Source organism: Actinomadura sp. GC306 (assembly GCF_004348665.1).
GTDB lineage: Bacteria > Actinomycetota > Actinomycetes > Streptosporangiales > Streptosporangiaceae > Spirillospora.
The window spans coordinates 1-21,180 of the sequence record NZ_SMKM01000044.1 but is presented as its reverse complement, the minus strand read 5'-3'; the positions used below and the strand labels follow the sequence as shown (position 1 = coordinate 21,180).

General features: G+C 72.2%; 24 protein-coding genes. 15 read left to right on the top strand and 9 right to left on the bottom strand.

All coding sequences use genetic code 11. From position 1 onward, the window contains the following. Nucleotides 1-16: 16 nt before the first annotated feature. Together E1200_RS09450 and E1200_RS09445 are read right to left on the bottom strand one after the other, a co-directional pair. A complete protein-coding gene (locus tag E1200_RS09450; RefSeq protein WP_131951444.1) occupies nt 17-193 on the bottom strand; it encodes a DUF397 domain-containing protein in 177 nt (58 codons plus the stop codon). Then, complete coding sequence (locus tag E1200_RS09445) at nt 184-951, bottom strand: helix-turn-helix transcriptional regulator (RefSeq protein ID WP_165950261.1); 768 nt, start codon at nt 949-951, stop codon at nt 184-186. Before E1200_RS09445 ends, E1200_RS09450 begins: the two co-directional genes overlap by 10 nt. A 144-nt stretch (nt 952-1,095) precedes the next feature. Here E1200_RS09445 and E1200_RS09440 point away from each other — a divergent pair, with 144 nt between their 5' ends. The 3 genes from E1200_RS09440 (at nt 1,096) to E1200_RS34740 (ending at nt 2,140) form a co-directional block, all read left to right on the top strand. Further along, on the top strand, nt 1,096-1,485 hold the full coding sequence (locus tag E1200_RS09440; protein WP_131951442.1) for an ATP-binding protein: 390 nt from the start codon (nt 1,096-1,098) through the stop codon (nt 1,483-1,485). After that, entirely contained in the window at nt 1,482-1,676 is a 195-nt protein-coding gene (locus E1200_RS09435) for a hypothetical protein (protein WP_131951441.1), read from the top strand. Before E1200_RS09440 ends, E1200_RS09435 begins: the two co-directional genes overlap by 4 nt. A gap of 95 nt (nt 1,677-1,771) precedes the next feature. Further along, entirely contained in the window at nt 1,772-2,140 is a 369-nt protein-coding gene (locus E1200_RS34740) for an SRPBCC domain-containing protein (RefSeq protein ID WP_279484067.1), read from the top strand. Here the strand turns inward: E1200_RS34740 and E1200_RS09425 are convergent. Next, the gene (locus E1200_RS09425; RefSeq protein ID WP_131951440.1) at nt 2,137-3,006 is read right to left on the bottom strand and encodes an NAD(P)-binding domain-containing protein; all 870 of its coding nucleotides are present in this window, start codon (nt 3,004-3,006) and stop codon (nt 2,137-2,139) included. The two genes, E1200_RS34740 and E1200_RS09425, sit on opposite strands and share 4 nt — an antisense overlap. 179 nt (nt 3,007-3,185) lie before the next feature. Between E1200_RS09425 and E1200_RS09420 the strand changes: the two genes are divergently transcribed. Both E1200_RS09420 and E1200_RS09415 read left to right on the top strand, forming a co-directional pair. Continuing rightward, complete coding sequence (locus tag E1200_RS09420) at nt 3,186-3,977, top strand: SRPBCC family protein (protein ID WP_131951439.1); 792 nt, start codon at nt 3,186-3,188, stop codon at nt 3,975-3,977. Between the two features lie 13 nt (nt 3,978-3,990). Then, nucleotides 3,991-5,064: an SRPBCC family protein gene (locus E1200_RS09415; RefSeq protein ID WP_243708439.1), complete on the top strand. Its 1,074-nt coding sequence runs from the start codon at nt 3,991-3,993 to the stop codon at nt 5,062-5,064. A gap of 24 nt (nt 5,065-5,088) precedes the next feature. On the opposite strand, the gene E1200_RS09410 is transcribed toward E1200_RS09415, so the two are convergent. Then, the gene (locus E1200_RS09410; protein ID WP_131951438.1) at nt 5,089-7,929 is read right to left on the bottom strand and encodes a LuxR family transcriptional regulator; all 2,841 of its coding nucleotides are present in this window, start codon (nt 7,927-7,929) and stop codon (nt 5,089-5,091) included. Between the two features lie 295 nt (nt 7,930-8,224). Between E1200_RS09410 and E1200_RS09405 the strand changes: the two genes are divergently transcribed. Next, nucleotides 8,225-9,502, top strand: coding sequence for a helix-turn-helix domain-containing protein (locus tag E1200_RS09405; protein ID WP_131951437.1), 1,278 nt, complete (start codon nt 8,225-8,227; stop codon nt 9,500-9,502). A gap of 7 nt (nt 9,503-9,509) precedes the next feature. On the opposite strand, the gene E1200_RS09400 is transcribed toward E1200_RS09405, so the two are convergent. The 3 genes from E1200_RS09400 to E1200_RS09390 all read right to left on the bottom strand — a co-directional run bounded on the left by E1200_RS09400 (nt 9,510) and on the right by E1200_RS09390 (nt 12,024). Next, nucleotides 9,510-10,352, bottom strand: a complete 843-nt coding sequence (locus tag E1200_RS09400) for an alpha/beta hydrolase (RefSeq protein ID WP_131951462.1) — start codon at nt 10,350-10,352, stop codon at nt 9,510-9,512. A gap of 229 nt (nt 10,353-10,581) precedes the next feature. Continuing rightward, the gene (locus E1200_RS09395) at nt 10,582-11,328 is read right to left on the bottom strand and encodes an SDR family NAD(P)-dependent oxidoreductase (RefSeq protein WP_131951436.1); all 747 of its coding nucleotides are present in this window, start codon (nt 11,326-11,328) and stop codon (nt 10,582-10,584) included. Beyond that, on the bottom strand, nt 11,329-12,024 hold the full coding sequence (locus E1200_RS09390; protein ID WP_131951435.1) for an SDR family oxidoreductase: 696 nt from the start codon (nt 12,022-12,024) through the stop codon (nt 11,329-11,331). 174 nt (nt 12,025-12,198) lie between these two features. Between E1200_RS09390 and E1200_RS09385 the strand changes: the two genes are divergently transcribed. From E1200_RS09385 to E1200_RS09360, 6 genes are all read left to right on the top strand, one after another. Next, on the top strand, nt 12,199-13,239 hold the full coding sequence (locus E1200_RS09385) for a PucR family transcriptional regulator (protein ID WP_131951434.1): 1,041 nt from the start codon (nt 12,199-12,201) through the stop codon (nt 13,237-13,239). A 301-nt stretch (nt 13,240-13,540) separates the two neighbouring features. Next, nucleotides 13,541-14,350, top strand: a complete 810-nt coding sequence (locus tag E1200_RS09380) for an SAM-dependent methyltransferase (protein ID WP_131951433.1) — start codon at nt 13,541-13,543, stop codon at nt 14,348-14,350. Between the two features lie 161 nt (nt 14,351-14,511). Beyond that, nucleotides 14,512-15,396 carry a DUF5753 domain-containing protein gene (locus tag E1200_RS09375; RefSeq protein ID WP_243708438.1) on the top strand — a complete coding sequence of 295 codons (885 nt, stop codon included), beginning with the start codon at nt 14,512-14,514 and terminating at the stop codon, nt 15,394-15,396. Between the two features lie 245 nt (nt 15,397-15,641). Then, nucleotides 15,642-16,499, top strand: coding sequence for a squalene synthase HpnC (gene hpnC, locus E1200_RS09370; protein ID WP_243708437.1), 858 nt, complete (start codon nt 15,642-15,644; stop codon nt 16,497-16,499). A gap of 129 nt (nt 16,500-16,628) precedes the next feature. Continuing rightward, nucleotides 16,629-17,441 (top strand): SAM-dependent methyltransferase, encoded by an 813-nt coding sequence (locus tag E1200_RS09365; RefSeq protein ID WP_131951431.1) that lies wholly within the window; start codon nt 16,629-16,631, stop codon nt 17,439-17,441. A 97-nt stretch (nt 17,442-17,538) separates the two neighbouring features. After that, nucleotides 17,539-17,940, top strand: a complete 402-nt coding sequence (locus E1200_RS09360; RefSeq protein WP_131951430.1) for a DUF2267 domain-containing protein — start codon at nt 17,539-17,541, stop codon at nt 17,938-17,940. 14 nt (nt 17,941-17,954) lie between these two features. Here the strand turns inward: E1200_RS09360 and E1200_RS09355 are convergent, their stop codons facing one another. Beyond that, nucleotides 17,955-18,323, bottom strand: coding sequence for a VOC family protein (locus tag E1200_RS09355; RefSeq protein WP_131951429.1), 369 nt, complete (start codon nt 18,321-18,323; stop codon nt 17,955-17,957). Between the two features lie 43 nt (nt 18,324-18,366). Between E1200_RS09355 and E1200_RS33605 the strand changes: the two genes are divergently transcribed. Both E1200_RS33605 and E1200_RS33600 read left to right on the top strand, forming a co-directional pair. Then, nucleotides 18,367-19,038 (top strand): hypothetical protein, encoded by a 672-nt coding sequence (locus E1200_RS33605; RefSeq protein ID WP_165950260.1) that lies wholly within the window; start codon nt 18,367-18,369, stop codon nt 19,036-19,038. Beyond that, nucleotides 18,972-19,427, top strand: a complete 456-nt coding sequence (locus E1200_RS33600; RefSeq protein ID WP_243708436.1) for a methyltransferase domain-containing protein — start codon at nt 18,972-18,974, stop codon at nt 19,425-19,427. The genes E1200_RS33605 and E1200_RS33600 overlap by 67 nt, the downstream gene beginning before the upstream one ends. A gap of 43 nt (nt 19,428-19,470) precedes the next feature. Here E1200_RS33600 and E1200_RS09345 read toward each other — a convergent pair whose 3' ends face one another. Further along, entirely contained in the window at nt 19,471-20,556 is a 1,086-nt protein-coding gene (locus tag E1200_RS09345) for a PQQ-dependent sugar dehydrogenase (RefSeq protein WP_131951427.1), read from the bottom strand. 121 nt (nt 20,557-20,677) lie between these two features. Here E1200_RS09345 and E1200_RS09340 point away from each other — a divergent pair. Next, nucleotides 20,678-21,180 (top strand): TetR/AcrR family transcriptional regulator (locus E1200_RS09340; RefSeq protein ID WP_207933261.1); only part of this gene is annotated, 503 nt, incomplete at its 3' end.

Genomic DNA, 21,180 nt, shown 5'->3' with positions numbered 1-21,180 from the left:
CCGTTCACCGCCTGGGTTAGCGCTTGAGGTCGTTGAGGACGGCGCGGAAGGCGTTGGGGGTGAGCAGGAGTTTGGGTCCGTCTGGGTCCTTGGAGTCTCGAACAGCCACTGCCTGGTAGACCTGCGCGACCTCCACGCAAGCTCCGCCTTGACTGTCGCTCTGCCGTGCTTTCCGCCACTTGATCAGGTCCATCGAACAACCGCCTTTCGCAGGAACTCACGGGAGTCCTCGACACCCAGGGCGTGAGCCTGCAATGCCGAGAATGCGCCGACCATCTGCAAGATAGCCTCTCGGTCGTCCGTTGTGATACCGCCTCTGGCGGCTGGCATGTGGAGCAGGTCGTCCCCGCTCGGCTGTGTTGCGAGATTGAACGGCCCGTCAAGTCCTGGGTAGTACGCGGTAGGCGCTACCTGGAGGATGACGTTCTCTCGCTCCGACATAGCCAGCAGCTGCTGGCACTGCTCCCGCATAACATTGGCATTGCCTATGCAAGTCCAGAGCACGTTTTCGGCTAGGACGATGCGGAGCATTGGCGGATTCTCGCGCTCCAGTACTGCTTGACGGCGGAGTCGGGCCTCAACATCGGAGTCGTCCAGCATGAGGGCGCGGATGTATGCCTCGGTTTGGAAGAGGCCGTAGACGAACATCGTCTCGTAGGCGCGGAGCAGGGACGCGGTGCCTTCGGCCAGCGGGTAGTCGGCGAACCAGGGCGGGTAGCGGCTGGACTTGAGGAGGTCGTCCCAGGCGTCCACCATCGTGGTGCCACTGCTCATGGCCTTGTCGAGCTCGCCGGCGAACTCCCTTCGGCAGCGGGTGGTGCCGTTCTCCACCTGGCCGATGTAGCTGCGGGTCACCGGTATCCGTTTTGCCAGTTCGAGTCGGGAAAGCCCGACATCTTCGCGGAGTTGGGTCAGTTCTTCGCCGAAGGCGATCGTCTGCCGGGTGGGCATTCGAGACGGCATGGGGGGTCCACCTCTCGGAAGCACTTGCAAGCAGGTGCAAGTGGTCTCGCTACGTTGACGCGATTCACTGTCGATACTACTCTGCGCGGTCGATCCTGTGCGTTCAGTTACGAAAAGCGCGGAGGTGATGGCGTGGGCGAGCCGGTGACGATGGTGATGAAGGCGGACTTGGGGGCGGTCAGGGAAGCGCGGGAGTTCGTCGGCCTGGTCTTCGGGACGTGGGGGCTGGAGTACTACGTCGCCCGGACGGTGATCAGCGAACTCGCGACGAACGCGATCACGCACGGGTCGAGGGAGGGGGACCTCGTCGTCGTCCGGGCCTATCGGCGGGAGGACGGCGTTCCCGTGGTGGAGACCTGGGACCGCTCCGACGCGGTGCCGGTGGTCCGGGGCATCGACTACACCGCGGAGGACGGGCGGGGGCTGCTCCTCCTGGAAGCGCTCGTCCGGCGGTGGGGGACGCGGCCGCTGAGTGAAGGCGGAAAGGTCGTCTGGGCCGAGATCGAGCCGGTGCCGGCGTGAACGAGGGCGTTCTGCTGCTGTTCCTTCAACGGCTCTTCCCGGAATGGTCGATCACGAAAGGTGACGACGGTGCTTGGCGGGTCAGCGGGCATGTTCGGGTCTCGGTGTCGTCCATTGACGGGGCGATGGAGTTGCTCGCCGTGGTCGAACCCGAGGCGGAGAGACGGGTACGCCGTTTCTTTTCGGGTTAGGGTCGGGGGATGTACTCGACGCGGGCGTCTCGCTTCGTTAAGGCCGAGCCTTCGGCCGTCTACCGGGCGCTTCTCGACGCGGATGCGATCGGGAGGTGGCGGGTGCCGGGCAACACGAGCGCTCACGTCCACGAGTTCGATGCCCGCGAGGGCGGCTTCTTCCGGGTCTCGCTTACCTACATTCGCAGGACGAAGTCAGGAAGTCGTCGGCGCACACCGACACCTACCACGGCCATTTCGTGAAGCTCGTGCCGGACGAGCAGGTCGTCGAGGTCTTCGAGTTCGAGACGGGTGCCCCGGAACTGCGCGGTGAAGTGACGATGACCACCACGCTCGCCGAGGCGGACGGGGGGACGGAGATCACTATGGTGCAGGACGGAATGCCCGACAGCGTCTCCCCGTCCGACAACGAACTCGGTATGCGGATGGCGCTCGACAATCTGGCGAAACTGGTGGAGGGCTAGAGCCTCGGCAGGAGCTCGAAGAGGCTGGAGAAGCCCTGGTCGCCATGACCCTCGGCGATGCGGGCGTCCATGAGCTTCTTCACCTCGCGCATCCGAAGAGCCTCCACGCCGCGGGATTCGCGGTGGCTGATCATGTCGTCCATGAGCGCGGCCTGGACGTTGAGCGGTCCCATGTCCGGGGCGTAGTCGCCGTTCTTCACAGCCTTTCCCATGGTGGTGAGCAGTGCCGGGTAGGCGGCCACCGAGTCGGCGACGCGTTCGGCGAACTCCGCCACGTCCAGCCCTTCCGCCTGCACCAATCTGACCGTGTGCAGGAAGCCGATGAGCAGTTCGTAGGCCACCGCCACCTGGGCCAGGAATTCCACGGCGGCGAAACCGGCGTCCTCGCCCTGATAGGAGATGGGGCCCAGTTCCTTCAGCGTCGCCTCATGGGCGTCGAACACGCTGCGTGAACCGCTGAACGGCAGCAGAATGTTCGTCGTCCCGACATAGGGCGGGTCTCCCATGATCTTGCCGTCCAGGTAATCGGCGCCTTGTTCGTGCGCCCAGCGTTCGTTCGCCCGCGCCTGGGCGGGGGAGCAGCTCGTCACGTTCACCAGCACCTTGCCCGCCGCCGTATCACCGACGACGGCGAGTACCTCGTCGACCGCCGTGCCGTCGAGGAGGCAGAGCACGGTGAGCGGGCTCGCCGCCACCGCCTCCGCGGCCGTCGCGGCGACCGCGGCGCCGGCGTCGGCCAGCGGTGCGGTCTTGCTCGCGGTCCGGTTCCAGACGGTCGTCGCGTAGCCGCGCTCGACGAACATCCTGGCGATCGCCGACCCCATGTCACCGAGACCGATGACGCTGACCTGGCCTTCTGTCCTCATGCTGCTCCCTCGCCGTCCCTCACGGGTGATCGCCGATCACGCTAGAACCTCAAGCGAACTTGAGGTCAACCGCCGAATCGGACGTTTCGGTACTTGCCCTGGCCTGCACCCTGTTTTGCCGTGACTTGACCGGGTAATGCGGCGCCGTACACGAGCGACGACGAAACGGGAAACGGGACATGAACTTCCGGACGGGTCTGGCGGCCGGCGCGGGCGGTGCCCTGGCCGTGCTGTCGGCCCGGCGGCTGGGCCGGCGGGTGCTGGGCGGGACCGTCCAGCGGCTCGAACGGCGGCTGGAACGCGCCGTCCGGGACCTCACGGCCAAGGCCGAGCAGGGCGGTCCGATCGTCAAGGCCGCGCTGGCCGGAGCCAAGGCGCTCGCCGCGGGCAAGTCCCCGGTGCGGGCGCTGCTGAGCTTCGGCTGGACGGCCCTGAAGGAGACCCTCGCCAACATCTTCGGGCGGGGGCGGAGGGGGAAGCCGACCAACATCGTCGAGCAGATCGACGTGGGGGCCCCGCGCCGGCTCGTCTACGACCAGTGGACGCTCTTCCAGGAGTGGCCGACCTTCATGAAGAAGGTGGAGAGCGTCGACCAGGAGTCCGACGAGAAGCTGAGCTGGAAGGCCAAGATCTTCTGGTCCAGCCGGACGTGGGAGTCGACGATCACCGAGCAGGTCCCCGACCGGCACATCGTGTGGCGGTCCAAGGGCCAGAAGGGCCACGTGGACGGGACGGTCAGCTTCCACGAGCTGGCACCGAACCTGACCCGCGTCCTGATGGTCCTGGAGTACCACCCGAAGGGCCTCTTCGAGCGGACCGGCAATCTCTGGCGCGCCCAGGGCCGCCGCGCCCGCCTCGAACTCAAGCATTTCCGCCGTCACGTGATGACACAGGCGCTCACCCGGCCCGACGAGATCGAGGGCTGGCGCGGCGAGATCCGCGACGGCGAGACAGTAACCAGCCCCGAGTGAGGAAAGCGAGACCATGAAACGTGGAAGCAAGATGGGCGCACTGCCCATCGGAAGCGTCACCAAGCTGCTGCCGGGGGGCCGCCGCAAGAAGCTGCCCGTCCTGAGCGGCATCACCAAGGCCCTGCCGGGCGGCGGCGGGGGGATCGCCAAGAGCCTGCCCGGCGGGCGGGCCGTCGGCACCGCGGGCGGCGTCCTGCTCGGCGCCGGCGCGGCCGTCGCGGCGAGCAAGGCGTTCACCGGCCGCAAGGACGACGACCAGGACTCCTCCGCCAAGGAGGAGCCGAAGAAGGACGCCCAGAGCAAGAAGTCCCGCGACGAGGACGACGCCCCGGAGCAGTCCGAGGACCAGGCCGACAAGAACGGCCAGGGCGTGCTCGGCCGCATCAAGGACACCGTCGGCGGCGCCGTCCCCGGCGTCGGCAAGGACGACGACGGCAAGGACGAGGGCAAGAGCGGCGGCAAGGGCGGCGGCGGCAAGAAGGTGAAGGTCACCAACATCGTCGAGCACATCGACATCGGTGCGCCCCGCCGCCTCGTCTACGACCAGTGGACGCAGTTCCAGGACTACCCGTCCTTCATGAAGAAGGTCATCAGCGTCGACCAGGCCGACGAGGTCAAGCTGAACTGGCAGGCCAAGATCTTCTGGTCCAAGCGGACCTGGGAGGCCACGATCATCGAGCAGGTCCCGGACGAGCACATCGTGTGGCGCTCGAAGGGCCAGAAGGGCCACGTGGACGGGACGGTCAGCTTCCACAAGCTGTCGCCGAACCTGACCCGCGTCCTGCTGGTCCTGGAGTACCACCCGCAGGGCTTCTTCGAGCGGACCGGCAACCTCTGGCGCGCCCAGGGCCGCCGCGTCCGGCTGGAGCTCAAGCACTTCCGCCGCTTCGTGATGACCCAGTCGCTGACCCGCGCCGACGAGATCGAGGGCTGGCGCGGCGAGATCCGCGACAGCGAGGTCGTCCGGACGCACGAGGAGGCCATGGACGAGGAGGAGCACGACCGCAAGGACGACGCTCCCAAGGCCGAGGACCAGGAGACCGAGGAAGAGTACGAGGCCGAGGAGGAGTACGAGCCCGCCCGCTGACGTGCGGGCGGCCGTACCCCGCGGTCAGCGGATCAGCCTGGCCAGCTCGACGCGCGACCGGATCCCGAGCCGGGTGAAGACGTTGCGGAGGTGGTGGTCGATGGTCCGCGGGCTGAGCAGGAGGCGCGCCGCGATCTCCCGGTTGGTGGCCCCTTCGGCGGCCAGCCGGGCGATGTGCGCCTGCTGCGCGGTCAGCTCCCCGAAGCCGTTCGCGGTGACAGGCGCGGCCCCGCCGTCCGTTCCGGCCCTGCTGGGCGGCGGGGCCGTTTCGGCGGCGGGGGCGATGGTCTCGCCGGCGGCGCGCAGCTCCGCGCGGGCCCGCGCCGTCCACGGGACGGCGTCGTAGCGCTCGAAGATGCGCAGGGCGGCGCGGAGGTGCTCGCGGGCGGCGCGCGGCCGGCGGCCGCGGCGGAGGCGGTGCCCGAACAGCAGTTCCGTCCGGGCCAGTTCGAATCCGGCGCCGGCGGCCTCGTGCAGCCGGAGCGCCTCGGTGAAGTGCTCGGCGGCCTCGGTGTCGCGGGCGGCGAGCAGCGCCAGGCACCGTTGGGCGAGCGCGGCGCGGCCGGAGGCGTGGGCCGTCCCGTCCGCCCAGCGCCGGTAGTGCTCGAACGCCTCGGCCGCCTGCTCCCGGTGGCCGGTGTGGACGAGCGCCTCGACCAGGTGCGGGACGGCGAGCAGCCGCGCGGGCGGGTGGGCGAGCCCGGCGCCGCCGGACAGCCGCAGCCGCGCGGCGGCGTCGGCGGGGCGGTCGGCGGCGAGGTCGAGTGCGGCGGGCGCCCAGGAGCCGAAGGCGGCGGCGCGGGTGAGGCCGCGGCCCGCGGTGGGCCCGGTGAGCCGGTCCAGATGCTCCAGCGCGGCGCTGTCGTGGCCGTTGAACGCGGCGGTGAGCGCGAGCGTGGCGAGCTGCTCGGCCGTGTGCGCGTGCAGCTGGGCGGCGCGGGCGAGGCGCAGCCCGTCGTGGCAGGCGGCGATCGGCGCCGGGGGGTGCCCGAGGAGGGCCTCGCAGCGCCCGGCGACCAGCAGGGCGTACGACTCCAGGGGCGCGTTCCCGGCCCGGCGGGCGGACGCGACGGCGGCGGCGGCGAGGGAGCGGCAGGCCACGGCGTCGCCGAGCATGAACGCCGACAGCGCCGCCCATGTCTGCGCGGCCGGGTCGGTGACCTCAGCGCCGAGCAGTACGGCGCGCCGGAGGTGCTCCGCCGCCGCCGGGTAGCGGCCGCGGAGCGCGGCGGCGGTGCCGGTGAGGTGGGCGAGCAGCAGCGCCGAGCGCGGCGCGGCGTCGGGGCGGGGGCCGGGGAGCGTCGCGGCGCGGGCGGCGATCTCCAGGTAGGCGCCGTGGTCGCCGGACGCGTCGGCGGCCTCGGCGGCCCAGGCCAGCGCGCCCAGGGCCGCTTCGGCGTCGTGGGGAGCGAGCCGTTCGGCGGCGTCCCGCAGCATGGGGACGGCCGCCGCGGGGGAGCCGGCCGCCGCCTCGATCTCGCCGCGCAGCCGGTCGGCGTGCGCGGCGCACGTCTCGGTGCACGCGACCTGGCGGACCTGCCGCAGCAGCGACCGCGCCCGCCGGGACCGGCCGCTCGCCCAGGCGTCGCCGGCCGCGGCCAGCAGCCGGCCGGTCCGGGCGCCGTCCTCGCCGGTGAGGGCGGCGGCGCGCTGCCAGGTCCGCCACGAGTCGGCGTACCGGCCGGCCCGCTGCGCCGCCCGCGCCGCCGCCGCGAGGTCGGCGGCGATCCGCGCGTCGGGTTCGCCGGTGACGGCCGCGCGGTGCCAGAGCCGCGCGGGCCGCTGCCATTCCTGGACGAGGACCTCGGCGAGCAGCGCGTGCGCCTCCTGCCGCTCCTCGCGCGACGCGTCCGCCCACAGCGAGGACCGGACGAGCCTGTTGCGCACCGTCACCGCGTCGCCCTCGAAGCGCAGCAGGCCGGACGCGCGGGCCGCGTCGAGGTCGGCGGGGCCGATGCCGCCGGTGCGGGTGGCCCGCGCGACGGTGGCGGCGTTGACCCACTCGTCCGCGACGACCATGAGGACGAGCCGCCGCGCGCCCCGGGGGAGCCGCAGGAAGCGGTGGCGGTTCAGGGTGCGCAGCGTGCTGCCCGCGGGGAGCGAGCGGGGCGGCGGGACGGTCCCGGAAAGTTGCCCGGGGGTGAGCGCGGCGGCGAGGTCGCGGATCGCCAGCGGGCGGCCGCAGGCGAGGTCGACGACCTCCTCGGCGAGGTCGCCGCCGATCGCGGCGTACGGGACGGCGCAGCCCATCGCCTCGCCGAGCGCGTCCTGCAGGACGTGGCGGCTCGCGTCCTCGTCGAGGGGCGGCAGGTGCAGCCGCCGGATGCCGGCGAGGCCGTCGGGGGCGCCGCGGCCGCGGGCGGCGAACAGCATCGCGATGCGGTCGTGCTGGACGCGCCGCGCCGTGAAGGCCAGCGCCTCCAGCGAGACGGGGTCGAGCCATTGGACGTCGTCGGCCCGGCACAGCACGGGTCCGCGTTCGGCGGCCCGGCTGAGCAGCTCGCACACCGCCGCGTACAGGACGAACGGCGTGCCGCCGTGCCCGCCGCGGGTGACGGCGCCGAGCGCGTCGCGGTGCGCCGCGGGCAGTTCGGCGATCAGCCCGGCCAGCGGCCGCAGCAGGCGGTGGAGCCCGGCGTAGGGGACGGCGGCCTCCCGCCGGACGCCGGTGGTGCCGAGGACGCGGAAGCCGGGGGCGGCCCGGCGCGCCGCCGCGTCCAGCAGGGCGGTCCGGCCGGTGCCGGCGTCCGCGACGATCGCCAGCGCGCCGCCGTGGCCGTCGCGGGCCCGGTCGAGCAGCGTCCCGATGACGCCGAGCTCGTGCGCACGTCCGTGGATCCGTGGGGGCGGGGATTCAGGGGCCATGCCGGTCCTCCTCTGCGGGAACGACCCTGACCGAGCGGGTCTCGGCTAGAAAAGACCTCTAGAACGAGCCTCTATAGTGGAATCTCTGGGGGTACGGGTCCTCGAATTAGGGAGCGGGCCCATAGATGACCATGTGTCCCCGGGACGGGTCCAGAGCGCCGTTCTGTTTCGGGGCCGCGGCGCAATCCGGACGGGTCCCGATTGTGCACCCGCACAGTCTGGACGCCCGGCGATGGCCGGAATCCGCCCGTGATGGCACCATGAGGCCCCCGCGTTGTGCTGGAGGTGGCCCTCGATGACGGGAGGACGGCCCGCGGTGGCCGGCGGGCTGAACGCCGGCCGCGTCGGCGACCGGGAGATCATGCGCAAGGCGGTGCTGCGGCTCACCGACCGCCTGCCCGACCTCGCCGACCGGCTCACCGCCGAGATCCTGTCGGGGGACGGCGCCCACCGCGACGAGGAGTTCACCCGCGACGTCTGGGAGATGTGCCATACCGGCCTCGGGCACGGCTTCGAGACGATCCTGGAGCCCGGCCGCGGCCGGGCCGACCTCGAATGGGCGCAGCGGCTCGGCCGCCGCCGCGCGCACCAGGGCCAGCCGCTCGACCAGCTCCTGCGCTCCTACCGGCTCGCCGGGAAGGTGTTCTGGGAGGCCGTGGTCGAGGTCGTCGACCGCGACGACCCGGAGAACGTCGCGACGCTGATCCGGCAGGCGACCCGCACCTGGGACACCATCGACCAGCAGTCCGGCGCCGCCGCCGCGTCCTACCACAGCACCGAGCTGGCGCTCGCGCGGCGCAGCGAGGAGCGGGTCCACGCGATCGTGGACGCGCTCCTGGACGGCCAGGGCGCCGACGGCGGGCTGCTGTCCACCGCGACGTCCGTCCTCGGGCTGCCCGCCACCGGCCGCTACGCCGTCGTCATGCTCGGCGCGGAGAGCGGGTTCGGCGACGGCGTGGAGCGGCGCCCCGGCGACACCGCCGGCATGCGCTTCATCTGGCGGCTGCGCACCGACGCCCAGGTGGCGCTCGTCGCGCTCGGCACCGCGGACCTGGACGACCTGGTCGCCGCCGTCCGCCCCTACGCCCGCTCGCACGCCGGCGTCAGCCCCGTCGTCGACTCGCTCGCCGAGCTGGGCACCGCCCGCTGGTTCGCCGAGCTGGCGCTGCGCACCTGCCGCGGCCCCGGCAACCAGATCGCCCGGCTGGACCGCCGCCTCCCCGACGCGCTCGTGCTGTCGCAGCCCCGGCTGTCCGGGCGGCTCGGGCACGTGGCGCTCGGCGGCCTCACGGAGGTGGACCCGGCGTTCCGCGACGTCCTGCTGACCACCCTCGGGACCTGGCTGGAGTGCGACGGCTCCGCCGCCCGCGCCGCGGACCGGCTGTTCTGCCACCGCAACACCGTCCTGAACCGGCTCCGCAAGATCGAGCAGCTCACCGGCCGGACGCTGACCCGCCCCGGCGACCTGGTCGAGCTGGCCCTCGCGCTGAGCGCGCTGCGGCTGCACGGACCCGGCCCCGAACACGGCGGAGGGCCGCCCGCGCGGGGAGGCGTCGGGCGGCCCGTCCGGTAGTGGAGCCCTAGTGCGGGCAGGTGTCGCGGTACTCCTCGATGTCCCGGTCCGGCCGCGGTGCCGGGCACAGGAACTGCTCGTAGCGGGTGTCGTCGTCCACGAACCGCTTCAGCCAGGAGATGCTGTACTTCGCGATCGTCGTGTTCGACGTGTTCGGCGCGAAGTGGCTGGCGTTGTTCAGCTCCAGGTACGCCTTCTCCGTCGACGCCGGGATGCTCTCGTAGAACGGCTCGGCGTGCGTGCGGACCGACGCGACCGAGTCGCTCTCCGCCCCCACGATCAGGGTCGGGACGGTGTTGCTGCGCCAGTTCTTGGTCAGGTTCCACGGGGTCAGCGGGATCGCCGCCTGCAGCGACGGGCGCGACACCGCCGCCTCCAGTGAGCCGCCGCCGCCCATCGAGTGGCCCATCACGGCGAGCCGCGAGGAGTCGATCCGGGACCGGACGCTGCTGCGCTCGGTGAGGTAGTCCAGCGCGGCCAGCAGCTGCCGGCCCCGGCTGTCGGGCTGGTCGAGGCGGGTGAGGGTGTCGATGGTGAAGACGACGAAGCCCTGCGAGGCGAGCCGCGGCCCGTACCAGGACATGCTGGACTCGCCGGCGGTGAACCCGGGGGCGACGGCGACGGCGCCGAACGTGCCCTCGGAGGTGTCGCGCGGGTAGTAGATCGTCCCGCCGCCGAAGCCGGAGGCGACCAGCGACGAGACGCTGGTCTCCGACACCGAGAACGGGCCGCGCAGGGCCTCGATGCTCGACACGGTCGGGTCCGGTCCGCGCTCGTAGGGGTTGTCGGCCGCCTGGGCGGCCTGCGGGACGGCGACGGTGCCCGCGGTCAGCGCCGCGGCGAACAGCATCTTCGCAGCGAGCCTGGGGGTGGATAGCACGTCGATTCGCTCCTGTTCGCGGGGAGCCGGGGGGAGCGGCTCCCGAACGGGGGTGGAGCCAGGGGAGGCTCCAGGACGCCGCCATTCTCAGCAGGCGTCCGCCTCGCGAACATCGGCGAAATCGCCGGTCCCTTGCGCATGCCGGGTCACGGGCGTGCGCCCGCGCTCCACCGGCCCGCCGCGCCGCCGCGCCGGGAGGCTACGCGCGGGCCCGCGTGGTACCGCCGTTGACGTGCAGGATCTGGCCGAGCAGCGTCGGGAGCCGCGCGTCGGCGAGGAACGCGACCGACTCGGCGATCTCCTCCGGCGCGGCGATGCGGCCGAGCGGGGCCCGGCCGGCGTACCGGGCGCGCAGCTTCGCGGCGGTCACCCCGGCGGCCTTCGCGGCCACGTCCAGTTGCGGGGCGTCCGGCGCGCTCGGCGCGACCGCGTTCACCGCGATGCCGAGCGGCCCGAGCTCCCGGCCCAGCGACTTGGTGAGCGCGATGATCCCGGCCTTGGACGCGGAGTAGGCAGTCGCGTCCGGCCAGCCGATCAGCCCCCACTCCGAGGAGATCAGCACCATCCGGCCGCCGCCGCGCTCCACCATCCCGGGCATGACGGCCTGGGCGCACGCGAACGTCCCGCCGAGGTTGACGTCGAGGATGTGCCACCAGTCGTCCGGGTCGTGCTCGATGAACGGCGCCACCGTCATGCACGCGGCCCCGGCGACGAGGATCCCGATGTGCCGGCCGGTCCGCCGCTCGATGTCGGCGACCATCGCCTCGACGGCGGCGGGGTCGGACACGTCCGCGGGCGCCGCGACCCCGTCCAGCTCGGCGGCGAGCGCCGACACGTCCCGGCGGGGGTGGTCGTTGACGGCGACCCGGTGGCCGCCGGCCGCGAGCCGGCGGGCGATCGCCGAGCCGAGGCCGCCGGCCGCGCCGGTGACCAGTGCGACGGTCATCTAGAGCACCGCCCCGGCGTTGGGGGACAGGATCTCCCCGACGCAGAACGTCGCGTCCTCGACCAGGTAGGCGGCGGCGAGCGCGACCTCCTCGGGCGCCGTCAGCCGCCCCGCCGGAAGCGTCTGCAGGTAGGAGGGCCGCCGCCAGGGCGAGTTGGCCGGCAGCAGCGGCGTGTCGGTCGGGCCCGGCGCCACCGCGTTCACCCGCACCCCGGCGGGGGCCAGCTCCGCCGCCAGCGACCGGACGAACCCGATCACCGCGCCCTTCGCCGCCGTGTAGTGCGCCTCGGCGGTCCCGCCGCCGATCGCCAGCTCGGACGTGACCGCGACGATGGCGCCCTCGCCGCGCTCCACCATCCCCGGCGCGACGGCCCGGCACACGTTCACGACGCCTCCCAGATGCACGTGCAGCATCCGCTGCCACTCGGACCAGGCGATGTCCGACACCGGGACGATCGCGTAGTGGCCGGCCGCGCACAGCGCCGCCTCGACCGGCCCCATCTCGCGTTCGATCCGCTTGATGGACGCGCTGACCTGCGCCGGGTCGGCCACGTCCACCCCGACGGAGTGGTGGGCGTCCTCGGCCGGGGTGAGGTCCAGCCCGGCCGTCGTCCAGCCGCGTCCCGCCAGCTCGCGCACCAGCGCGGCGCCGATCCCGCTCGCCGCTCCGGTGACGAGCGCGACTCGCTCCCGCATCGAACCTCCGCACAGTCGGGAAGACAACAGGCAAACGCGCCATAACCCCAGGTGACAAGGGACATGGCGATTTCTTGGCCAAATGCACCGCGGTACGCCGGGGCTGTCGTGCGGATCTCCAAAACACGGTCATGATCACGGGCCGGTGCCGGGACGGAATGAGAGGCTGATGCCGTGACCAGCGATTCCGCGGTGCTGCGCCTCACCGTCCGGCAGCTCCTGGAGGTGCCGCGCTTCCGGCTGCGCCTCGTCGCCGGGGAGAGCGGCCTCGACCGGCCGATCCGCTGGGCCCACTCGACCGAGCTGCTCGACCCCGGCCCGTACCTGCGCGGCCACGAGTTCGTGCTGACGGTCGGCGCGTCGCTGCGGGACGCGGACGCGTGCGCCGCGTTCGCCGGCTCGGTCAAGGCCAGCCGCGCCAGCGCGATCGGCTACGGCGTCGGCGACGTGACGGAGGAGGTCCCGGAGGCGCTGACCGGGGTCTGCGAGCGGCTCGGCCTGCCGCTGATGGAGGTGCCGCCCGAGGTGCCGTTCCTCAGCTTCACCGAGTGGTTCGCCGAACGGCTCGCCTCCACCCACGACGAGCGGCACGAGCGCGAGGAGACCGGGCGGCTGCTGCGCATGATCCGGGACGGGCTCGCGTCCGCCGAGGTGCTCCGCGGCCGGATCGACGAGACCGGGCTCGACCACGGCTCGCTGCTCGCGATCGCGATGGACGTCCCCGAGAACGACCTGCCGGGGCTCCTCGGCGTGGACGGCGACACCGCCATCCTGATCGGCAACGAGGAGCACGTCTGGTCCGAGCCGGCCGGGGTGGGCAGCGCCGGCCCACTGGAGCACCTGGCGCTGTCGCTGGCGGAGAGCTTCGCCGCCCTGGAGGTCGCGCGCCGGACCGGCGGGGTCGTCCGCGGCGCCGACCTCGCGACCTTCCCGGCCCTGCTGCGCCGCCTCACCCCCGACCAGCTGTCCCCGTTCGTCGAGCAGATCGCCCGGCCGCTGCGGGAGTACGACGGCGCGCACGGGACGAACCTCGTCGAGACGCTCCGCACCTTCCTCGCGATGGGCGGCGCGGTCGGCACCACGTCCCGCTCCCTGTACCTGCACCCGAACACGCTCCGTCACCGCCTGGCGCGGATCGAGTCGATCACGGGCCGCAACCCGCTGCAGTTCGAGGACCGGGTGGCGCTGGCCATCGCCATTTGGGCGGGGCATTGAACTGACGGCCCGGCCGCCTCCGCCGCCGGGCCGCCGGATTACATATCGGGAATTCTTCGCGAATTGCACCCCCGGCGCCACGCGCGTCACTTTCCTCCCGGCGTCCCGCCTACGCTGTGTATCCGCCGATGTCCCCAATGGCAAAGCGGCCAGGGCCTAATTCCCGTTTTCTGGCCATCCCCGGTTGTGGGGGTCTAGGTTGGTTCGTGAAAGCCGAGCCGCGCCACGAATACCGCGTCACCGAAGTCGCGTCACAAAGCCGCGTCACCGAAGCCGCACCGCCGAAAGGAGCGTCAGCCCGATGACGGAATCCCCCCAGGGCCCCGACCGGGGCGCGGAAACGAAGATCAATACGGACGTTCCGCAGTCGGCCCGGATCTGGAACTACTGGCTCGGCGGCACCGACAACTACGAGATCGACCGGATCGCCGGCGACCAGTACGTCGCGCTCTACCCGGGCATCGTCCCGATCGCCCGCGCCGGCCGCTACTTCATGGACCGCGCGATCCGGTTCCTCGCCACCGAGCGCGGCGTCCGGCAGTTCATGGACTGCGGGACGGGCCTGCCCACCATGGACAACACGCACGAGATGGCCCAGCGCGCCGCCCCGGACGCGAAGGTCGTCTACGTCGACAACGACCCGCTCGTCCTCGCGCACGCCCGCGCCCTGCTGACCGGCTCGGGCGAGGGCCGCACCGCCTACATCGACTGCGACCTGCACGACCCCAAGACGATCACGGCCAAGGCGGCGGAGCTGCTCGACCTGTCGCAGCCGGTCGGGCTGCTGCTCATCGGCGTCATGGGGCACATCGTCGACCCCGACGAGGCGCTCGGCGTCGTCCGCGGGCTGCTGGAGCCGCTCGCCTCCGGCAGCTACCTGATCCTGCACGACTCCACCGACACCAACGAGGCGTTCAACGCGGCCCAGCGCGCCTACGACGAGACCGGCGCCATCCCGTTCCGGCTCCGCAGCCCCGAGTTCATCCGCGGCTACTTCGACGGCCTGGAGATGGAGGAGCCGGGGCTGGTGACGAGCGGCGCCTGGCGCCCCGAGGTCGGCGTCGAAGCCGAGGACCTCCCGACCCGCTGCGCGGTGGCCCGCAAACCCTGACGCAGCGTGACCGCCGCGCCGCGGCGGGTGGTGGTCGCGGCGCGGCGGCCCGCGGAACGTCGCACACCGTTCCGCGGCCGCCGCAGCGGGTGAGGGTATAGTGGGCCGTTCGTCCCGCCGCCTTCCTAGATGCCACGTCTGTCCCCCGACGAGGAGTCCCGTTGGCCTCCGTCACCAGCACCGGCAGAACACCGTCCGTCGACGCCCAGGGCGACCCGCTCGTCCCCCGGATGCTGCTGGCCAGGCGCCTCCGCGCGCTGCGGGAGGCGCGGGGGATCGGCCGGCGCGAGGCGGCGGCGGCGATCGGCGCGTCCGGCTCCAAGATCTCCCGGCTCGAACTCGGCCGCTCGGGCTGCAAGCCCGGCGACATCGCGGGCCTGCTCACCCGCTACGGCGCGGACGACGACGAGCGGGCCACCCTGCTGGCCCTCGCCGAGCAGGCGAACGCGCTTCCCTGGTGGCACGCCGACGCCGACATCGTCCCGACGTGGGTGCGGCCCTACCTCAGCGCCGAGCAGGCGGCCAAGCTGGTCCGCACGTTCGAGGCCCAGTTCGTCCCCGGCCTGCTGCAGACCGAGGACTACGCCCGCGCGCTGATCCGCCGCGTCAGCCCGGAATCCGAGGTCGAGCGGCGCGTGGAGTTCCGGACGCGGCGGCAGCGGGTGCTGCGCCGCCGTCCGCGTCCCCTCAACCTGTGGGTCGTGCTGGACGAGGCGGCACTGTGGCGCCCGATCGGCGACCCGGAGACGATGCGCGCCCAGATCCGGCACATCATCGAGCTGTGCCGGCGGCCGAACGTCACCGTGCAGGTCGCGCCGTTCGGCATCTGCGGGCGCGTCGCGGGCGACGGGCCGCTCACCCTCGTCCGGTTCCCGCAGCAGGGCCTGTCCGACATGGTGTACCTGGAGCGGGCGAACAGCGCGGTGTACCCGGTGCGGCCGCGGGAGGTCGAGCGGCACTGGCATGTGTTCAACACGCTGGTGACCGAGGCGTCCCCGCCCGAACGCACCCCGCGCATTCTGGCCGGCATGCTCGCCACCTACTGATCCATTCGACCGGCCCCGCACGTCGGCCATTCCTCCCTGGACCGTTCCGGCCGAAACGGGCGCCCTGCGAGGCGCTCACCTGCCGCCCGACCGCCCTATATCCATAAATGGCGGATATTCAGGAGAAAACGCCCGGGACCTCGGGGCCACACGGCAGCGGGGCCTCCCGCGACGCCCGTGTTTACCGGCGGGCCACCCGGTTACCGGGCATCACTGAAGCCCTCGCCGCCGTCGAAGGAACGCCATTGTCCGTCCGCGAGCGCCTGTGGAATGGGACCGAAGGACGCCGGTCCCGGGACGAGCTCCAGGCTCGGGAGAACTTCCCCGTCGCCACGCGCCTGCTGCCGGCGCGGTACCGCGCGCAACTGCTCGACGTGTACGGCTACGCCCGCCTCGTCGACGACATCGGCGACGAGGCGCCCCCGGCCGAGCGGACCGGGCTGCTCGACCTCGTCGAGCGCGACCTCGACCGGATCTACGCGGGGACCCGGCCGGAGCTCCCGGCGATGCGCGACCTGGCCCGGACGGTCACCGCCTGCGCCATCCCGGCGGACCCCTTCCGCCGCCTCCTGCTCGCCAACCGCCGCGACCAGGAGGTCACCCGCTACGCGACGTTCGGCGACCTGCTCGGCTACTGCGCGCTGTCCGCCGATCCGGTCGGGCACATCGTCCTGCACGTGTTCGGCGCCGCCACCCCGGACCGGATCGCGCTGTCCGACCGGATCTGCAGCGCGCTGCAGATCATCGAGCACTGCCAGGACGCCGGCGAGGACCACCGCAACGGCCGCATCTACCTGCCGGGCGAGGATCTGCGCCGGTTCGGCTGCCCGGAGGACGACCTGGCCGCCGCCGCCACCCCGACCCGGCTGCGGGGCGTCCTCGCCCTCCAGGCGGGCCGGGCGGCGCGGCTGCTCGACGAGGGCGCGGCGCTGACCGGCCGGCTCACCGGCTTCGCGCGGATCGCCGTGGCGGGCTACGTCGCCGGCGGCCGGGCGGCGCTGGCCGCGCTGGAACGCGACGCCTACGACGTCCTGGCAGGCCCCTCGCGGCCGCGGAAGACGCGGCTGCTCGCCGAGTGGCCGCGGACGCTGTGCAGGAGATGACCGGATGGCCGAAGGGAGGCGGCCGCCGCCCGGCCGGAAGGCTCGAAAAGTTGGTCCGTTCCACCGCATTTCGGACACACTCGCAATACCATGATCCCGTAATCGGACCATGAACTGGACAGGGTGACCATGGGGGACGAAACGCCGGAATGGCCTCCGGCCGAGCTCGACTTCAACAAGCCCACGATCGCCCGCGCCTACGACGCGCTGCTCGGGGGCAAGGACAACTTCGCCGTGGACCGCGCCCTCGCGGACCAGACGGCCGAGCTGATCCCGGGACTGCGCGAGTCGGCGATCGAGAACCGCAAGGTCCTGGTCAGGGGCGTCCGGTACCTGGCGCGGGACGCCGGGATGGACCAGTTCCTCGACCTCGGCAGCGGGCTGCCCACCGTCGAGAACACCCACGAGGTCGCCCAGCGCGAGAACCCCCGGGCCCGCGTCGTCTACGTCGACATCGACCCCCTGGTGTCGGTGCACGGCCGTGCCCTGCTCGCGAACAACGACGTCACCAAGGTGATGACCGCCGACGTCCGCGACCCGGCGGCCGTCCTGTCCGCGCCCGAGGTCGACGGCTTCCTCGACTTCTCCCGCCCGGCCGTGATCATGCTGGTCGGGATGCTGCACTACCTGTCCCCGGACGTGGTCGACGACGTCGTCAGCGCCTACCGGGACGTGCTCGTCCCCGGCAGCCACCTGTTCATGACGTCCCTCGTCGACACCGGCCTCCCGCAGCAGCAGGAACTCGCCCGCATCACCCGCGAGAACCTCGAAGAGGGCTACGCCCGGACGCCCGAGGAGATCCAGGCCCAGTTCGGCGACTTCGCGCTCGTCGAACCCGGCCTGACCTACACGGCCCTGTGGCGTCCCGACGGCCCGGTCGACCCCGCCAACCTCGCCCCCGGCGAGCAGCTCGGAATGGCGGGCATCGCCGTCAAGCTCTGACGCGGCCCGGCCTGCACGTTCATCGAGGTCGGCCGGGTTTCTCCTGCTCTGGACGGGAACGCCGGGAAAAAGGCGAAACGTCGTGAGGGGGGACGACATGCAGCACGATCAGCTGATCGGCCAGGTTCAGGCACGCGCGCACCTGGGCAGCCGCGGCGAGGCGGAGACCGCCTGCCGCGCCACGCTCGAAACGCTCGGCGAGCGGCTGCCCGAGGGACTGGCGGACAATCTCGCCGCCCAGCTCCCGCGCGAGATCGGCGAGCACCTGCGCCGCACCGAGGTGTTCGGCGGAGCCGGGACGGGCGAACGCTTCGACCGGCACGACTTCATCGAGCGCGTCGGGGCCCGCTCCGGTGCGGACGACCCCAAGGCCGCGTACATGGCGAGGGTCGTCCTGGAAGTGGTGGGGGAGGCCACCCAGGGCGGCGTCATGACCAAGGTCAAGGACGCCCTCCCCGAGGACATCCGGCAGCTGGTCAGCGCGGGCAGCACCGGCTGACGCGAGCCGGCGGCCTAGGCGCGGCTCATGTCCACGATGCAGAACGCGTTGCCGTCCGGGTCGGCGAGGACGACGAAGTCCGAGTCCGGCGGGTAGAGGTCCCAGTCGATCCTGCTCGCCCCGAGGCCGACCAGCCGCTCGATCTCGGCCTCCTGCTCGGCGGTCGTGTCGACCAGCAGGTCGAGATGGATGCGCGGGTGCCGCTCGGCGGGCGTCTCGCTGAGCATCAGGCCCAGCGCCGGACCCGACCCGTCGGCATGGTGCAGCGTCCGCCACGTCTCCGTGGCCGACTTCTCCCAGACCACCAGGTCAAGCGCGGACGTCCAGAAGGAGACGGCGCGGGGGATGTCGTCCACACCGATGACAGGAAATAGTCGTGGCATGCGCCCAGTCTAGGTAGGGCTCGCCGGATCTACGGGGTGGAAAATGACCGCAGAACAGATCACCGAGCGCATGCTGGCGGATGCGGTGACGACGATGGAGACGATGAGCACCGCGCTGGGCGTCCAGCTGGGCCTCTACGACGCCCTCGCCGCCGGCCCGCTCGACGCCCACGGCTTAGCGGGCAAGGCCGGCGTCCACGCCCGCTACGCACGTGAGTGGCTCGAACAGCAGGCGGCGAGCGGGCAGCTGACCGTGGCCACCGACGACGAGGACCCGTACGCACGGACCTTCGCCGTCCCGGACGACCTGCGCGAGGCACTGCTCGACACCGACAGCCCGTACTTCGTCGGCACCCTGGCGGGATTCGTCGTGTCCATGGCAGAGGTCCTGCCGCAGGTCGCGGAGGCGTACCGCTCCGGCGGCGGCGTCCCGTACGCCGCGTACGGGGAGGGCGCGCGGCACGGCATCGGCGGCATGAACCGGCCCGCCTACCGCAGCGGCATCGGGGACTGGGTGGCGGCGATGCCCGACATCGAAGCCAGGCTGTCCGGCGGCCCGGCCAAGGTGCTCGACCTGGGCTGCGGCACCGGCTGGTCGTCGATCCGCTGGCCGAGGCGTTCCCGTCCGTGTGCGTCCACGGCATCGACATGGACAAGGCATCCGTGGACGAGGCGTCGACGCACGCCGCCGAACAAGGACTGGCCGACCGCGTGACGTTCGCACTCGGCGACGCGGCCGAGCCCGTGAGCGGACGCTACGACCTGGTGTGCGTCTTCGAGGCGCTGCACGACATCGCCGACCCGGTCGCGGCCCTGCGGTCGGCGCGGGACGCCCTCGTCCCCGGCGGAGCGGTGCTGATCGGCGACGAGAAGGTGGCCGATCACTTCACCGCCGACGGGGACCTGCTGGAACGGCTGAACTACGGGTTCAGCGTCCTGCACTGCCTGCCCGCCACCCGCGCCGAGGGTGCCACGGTGGAGGCCGGCACCGTGCTTCGTCCGGGCACCGTCCGCTCCTACGCTGCGGAAGCGGGCTACGGGGGCTTCACCGACCTGCCCGTTGACCACGACCTCTGGCGCTTCTACCGCCTCGACCCGTCCTGAGGGTCCTTGCCTGGCTCGTTCGTGGGGCGTCCATGAACGGCGATCAACGATCGAGCTCAAGCCGCAGAATCCGGTCGTCACCGGGACGCGGGTCGGTCCCTCCCCAGGTGGCCTCGTCGGTGTTGGACGTGGCGATCCACAAAGACCCGTCCGGCGCGCGTTCCACGGTGCGGATGCGCCCGTACTCGCCGACGAAGTGCTCGACGGCTTCACCCGCGGCCTCGGGCCCGTCGACCGGAATCTGCCAGAGCCGCTGCCCGCCTAGCGCACCCATCCAGACCGACCCGTCCGCGTAGGCGATGCCGGAGGGGGACGCGTCGTCGGGATGCACGGTGAAGATCGGTCGCTCACCGGTGTCCCCGTCCGTCCCCTCGGTCTCGGGCCACCCATAGTCGCGGCCGGGCCGGAGGACGTTCAGCTCGTCCCACGTCCGGTGGCCGAGCTCGGACGCGTAAGCGGTGCCGTCCGGGCCGAAGGCGATGCCCTGCACGTTGCGATGCCCGGAAGAGAAGATCGGGGAGCCCGGCGTGGGGTTGTCGTCCGGGATCGACCCGTCCGGCCGGATCCGCAGGATCTTGCCGTTGAGCGAGCCCTCATCGGCCGCGTTCTCGGGCTCGAACGCGTCCCCGGTGCCGATCCACAGGTTGCCCTCGGGCCCGAACCGCAACCGGCCGCCATGATGCCGGTCGGCGGTCTGAATCCCGTCCAGGACGACCCGCTCCTGCCTGAACGACCGCAAATCCTCCGCCACCCGAAGCGCAACGACCCGATTGGTCGGCGGCCCCGACACATACGCATAGACCGTCCGGTCCTCGGCGAAATCAGGCGACACGGCCAGCCCCAGCAACCCACCCTCGGCGCTGACCTGCACACCGGATACCTCACCGACCAGCTCAGCCCTCCCACCAGCGGCCGGAACATGCCGAATCTCCCCGGACGCCCGCCCGGAAACGAGAGCCGACCCGTCCGGCAGGAAGGCGAGCCCCCAAGGCATATCCAGCCCGGTGACGACCTCACTAACCCGCCCCGGCGCCTCCCGGCCGTCCGAGGCCACCCCGGTCGACCCGCCACACGCCGCAAGCGCCAGGAGCCCCGCGACCGTCAGTGCGATGACGTGTTGCAAACGCATGATGTGCCTCGTTTCAGCGGTGCTGTTGGCACTGACAACGCAAACACGTTACCGCCGCAACCGTCAACCCGCTAACACACATTTGTTATCGTTGGCACACCCAACTGGTCGGAGGCTAACGATGGCGGCCATGAAGCGGGACGCGACGCGGGAGCGGATCATCAAGGCGGCCTACGGCCTGCTCGTGGAGGGCGGCCGCGAGGCGCTGTCCACCCGCGCGATCTGCAACGAGTCCGGGGTCCAGTCACCCACCATCTACCGGCTCTTCGGCGACAAGCAGGGCCTCCTGGACGCGGTCGCCGACCACGGATTCGCGTCGTACCTGGCGTCGAAGACGTCCCTCGGCGAAACGGACGACCCGGTCGAGGACCTGCGCCGCGGCTGGGACCTGCACGTCGAGTTCGGGGTGCGCAACCCGGCCCTGTACTCCCTGATCTACGGCGACGCCCGCCCCGGCGTCGAAACCCCCGCCGCCCGCCGCGCCTCAACGATCCTGGCCCACACCGTCAGGCGCATAGCCGAGGCCGGCCGCCTCCGCGTAACGGAAGAACGTGCCGCCCTCCTGATCCACTCCGCTGGCCGCGGCACGACCTTCACCCTCATCTCCCTCCCCGAGGCCCAACG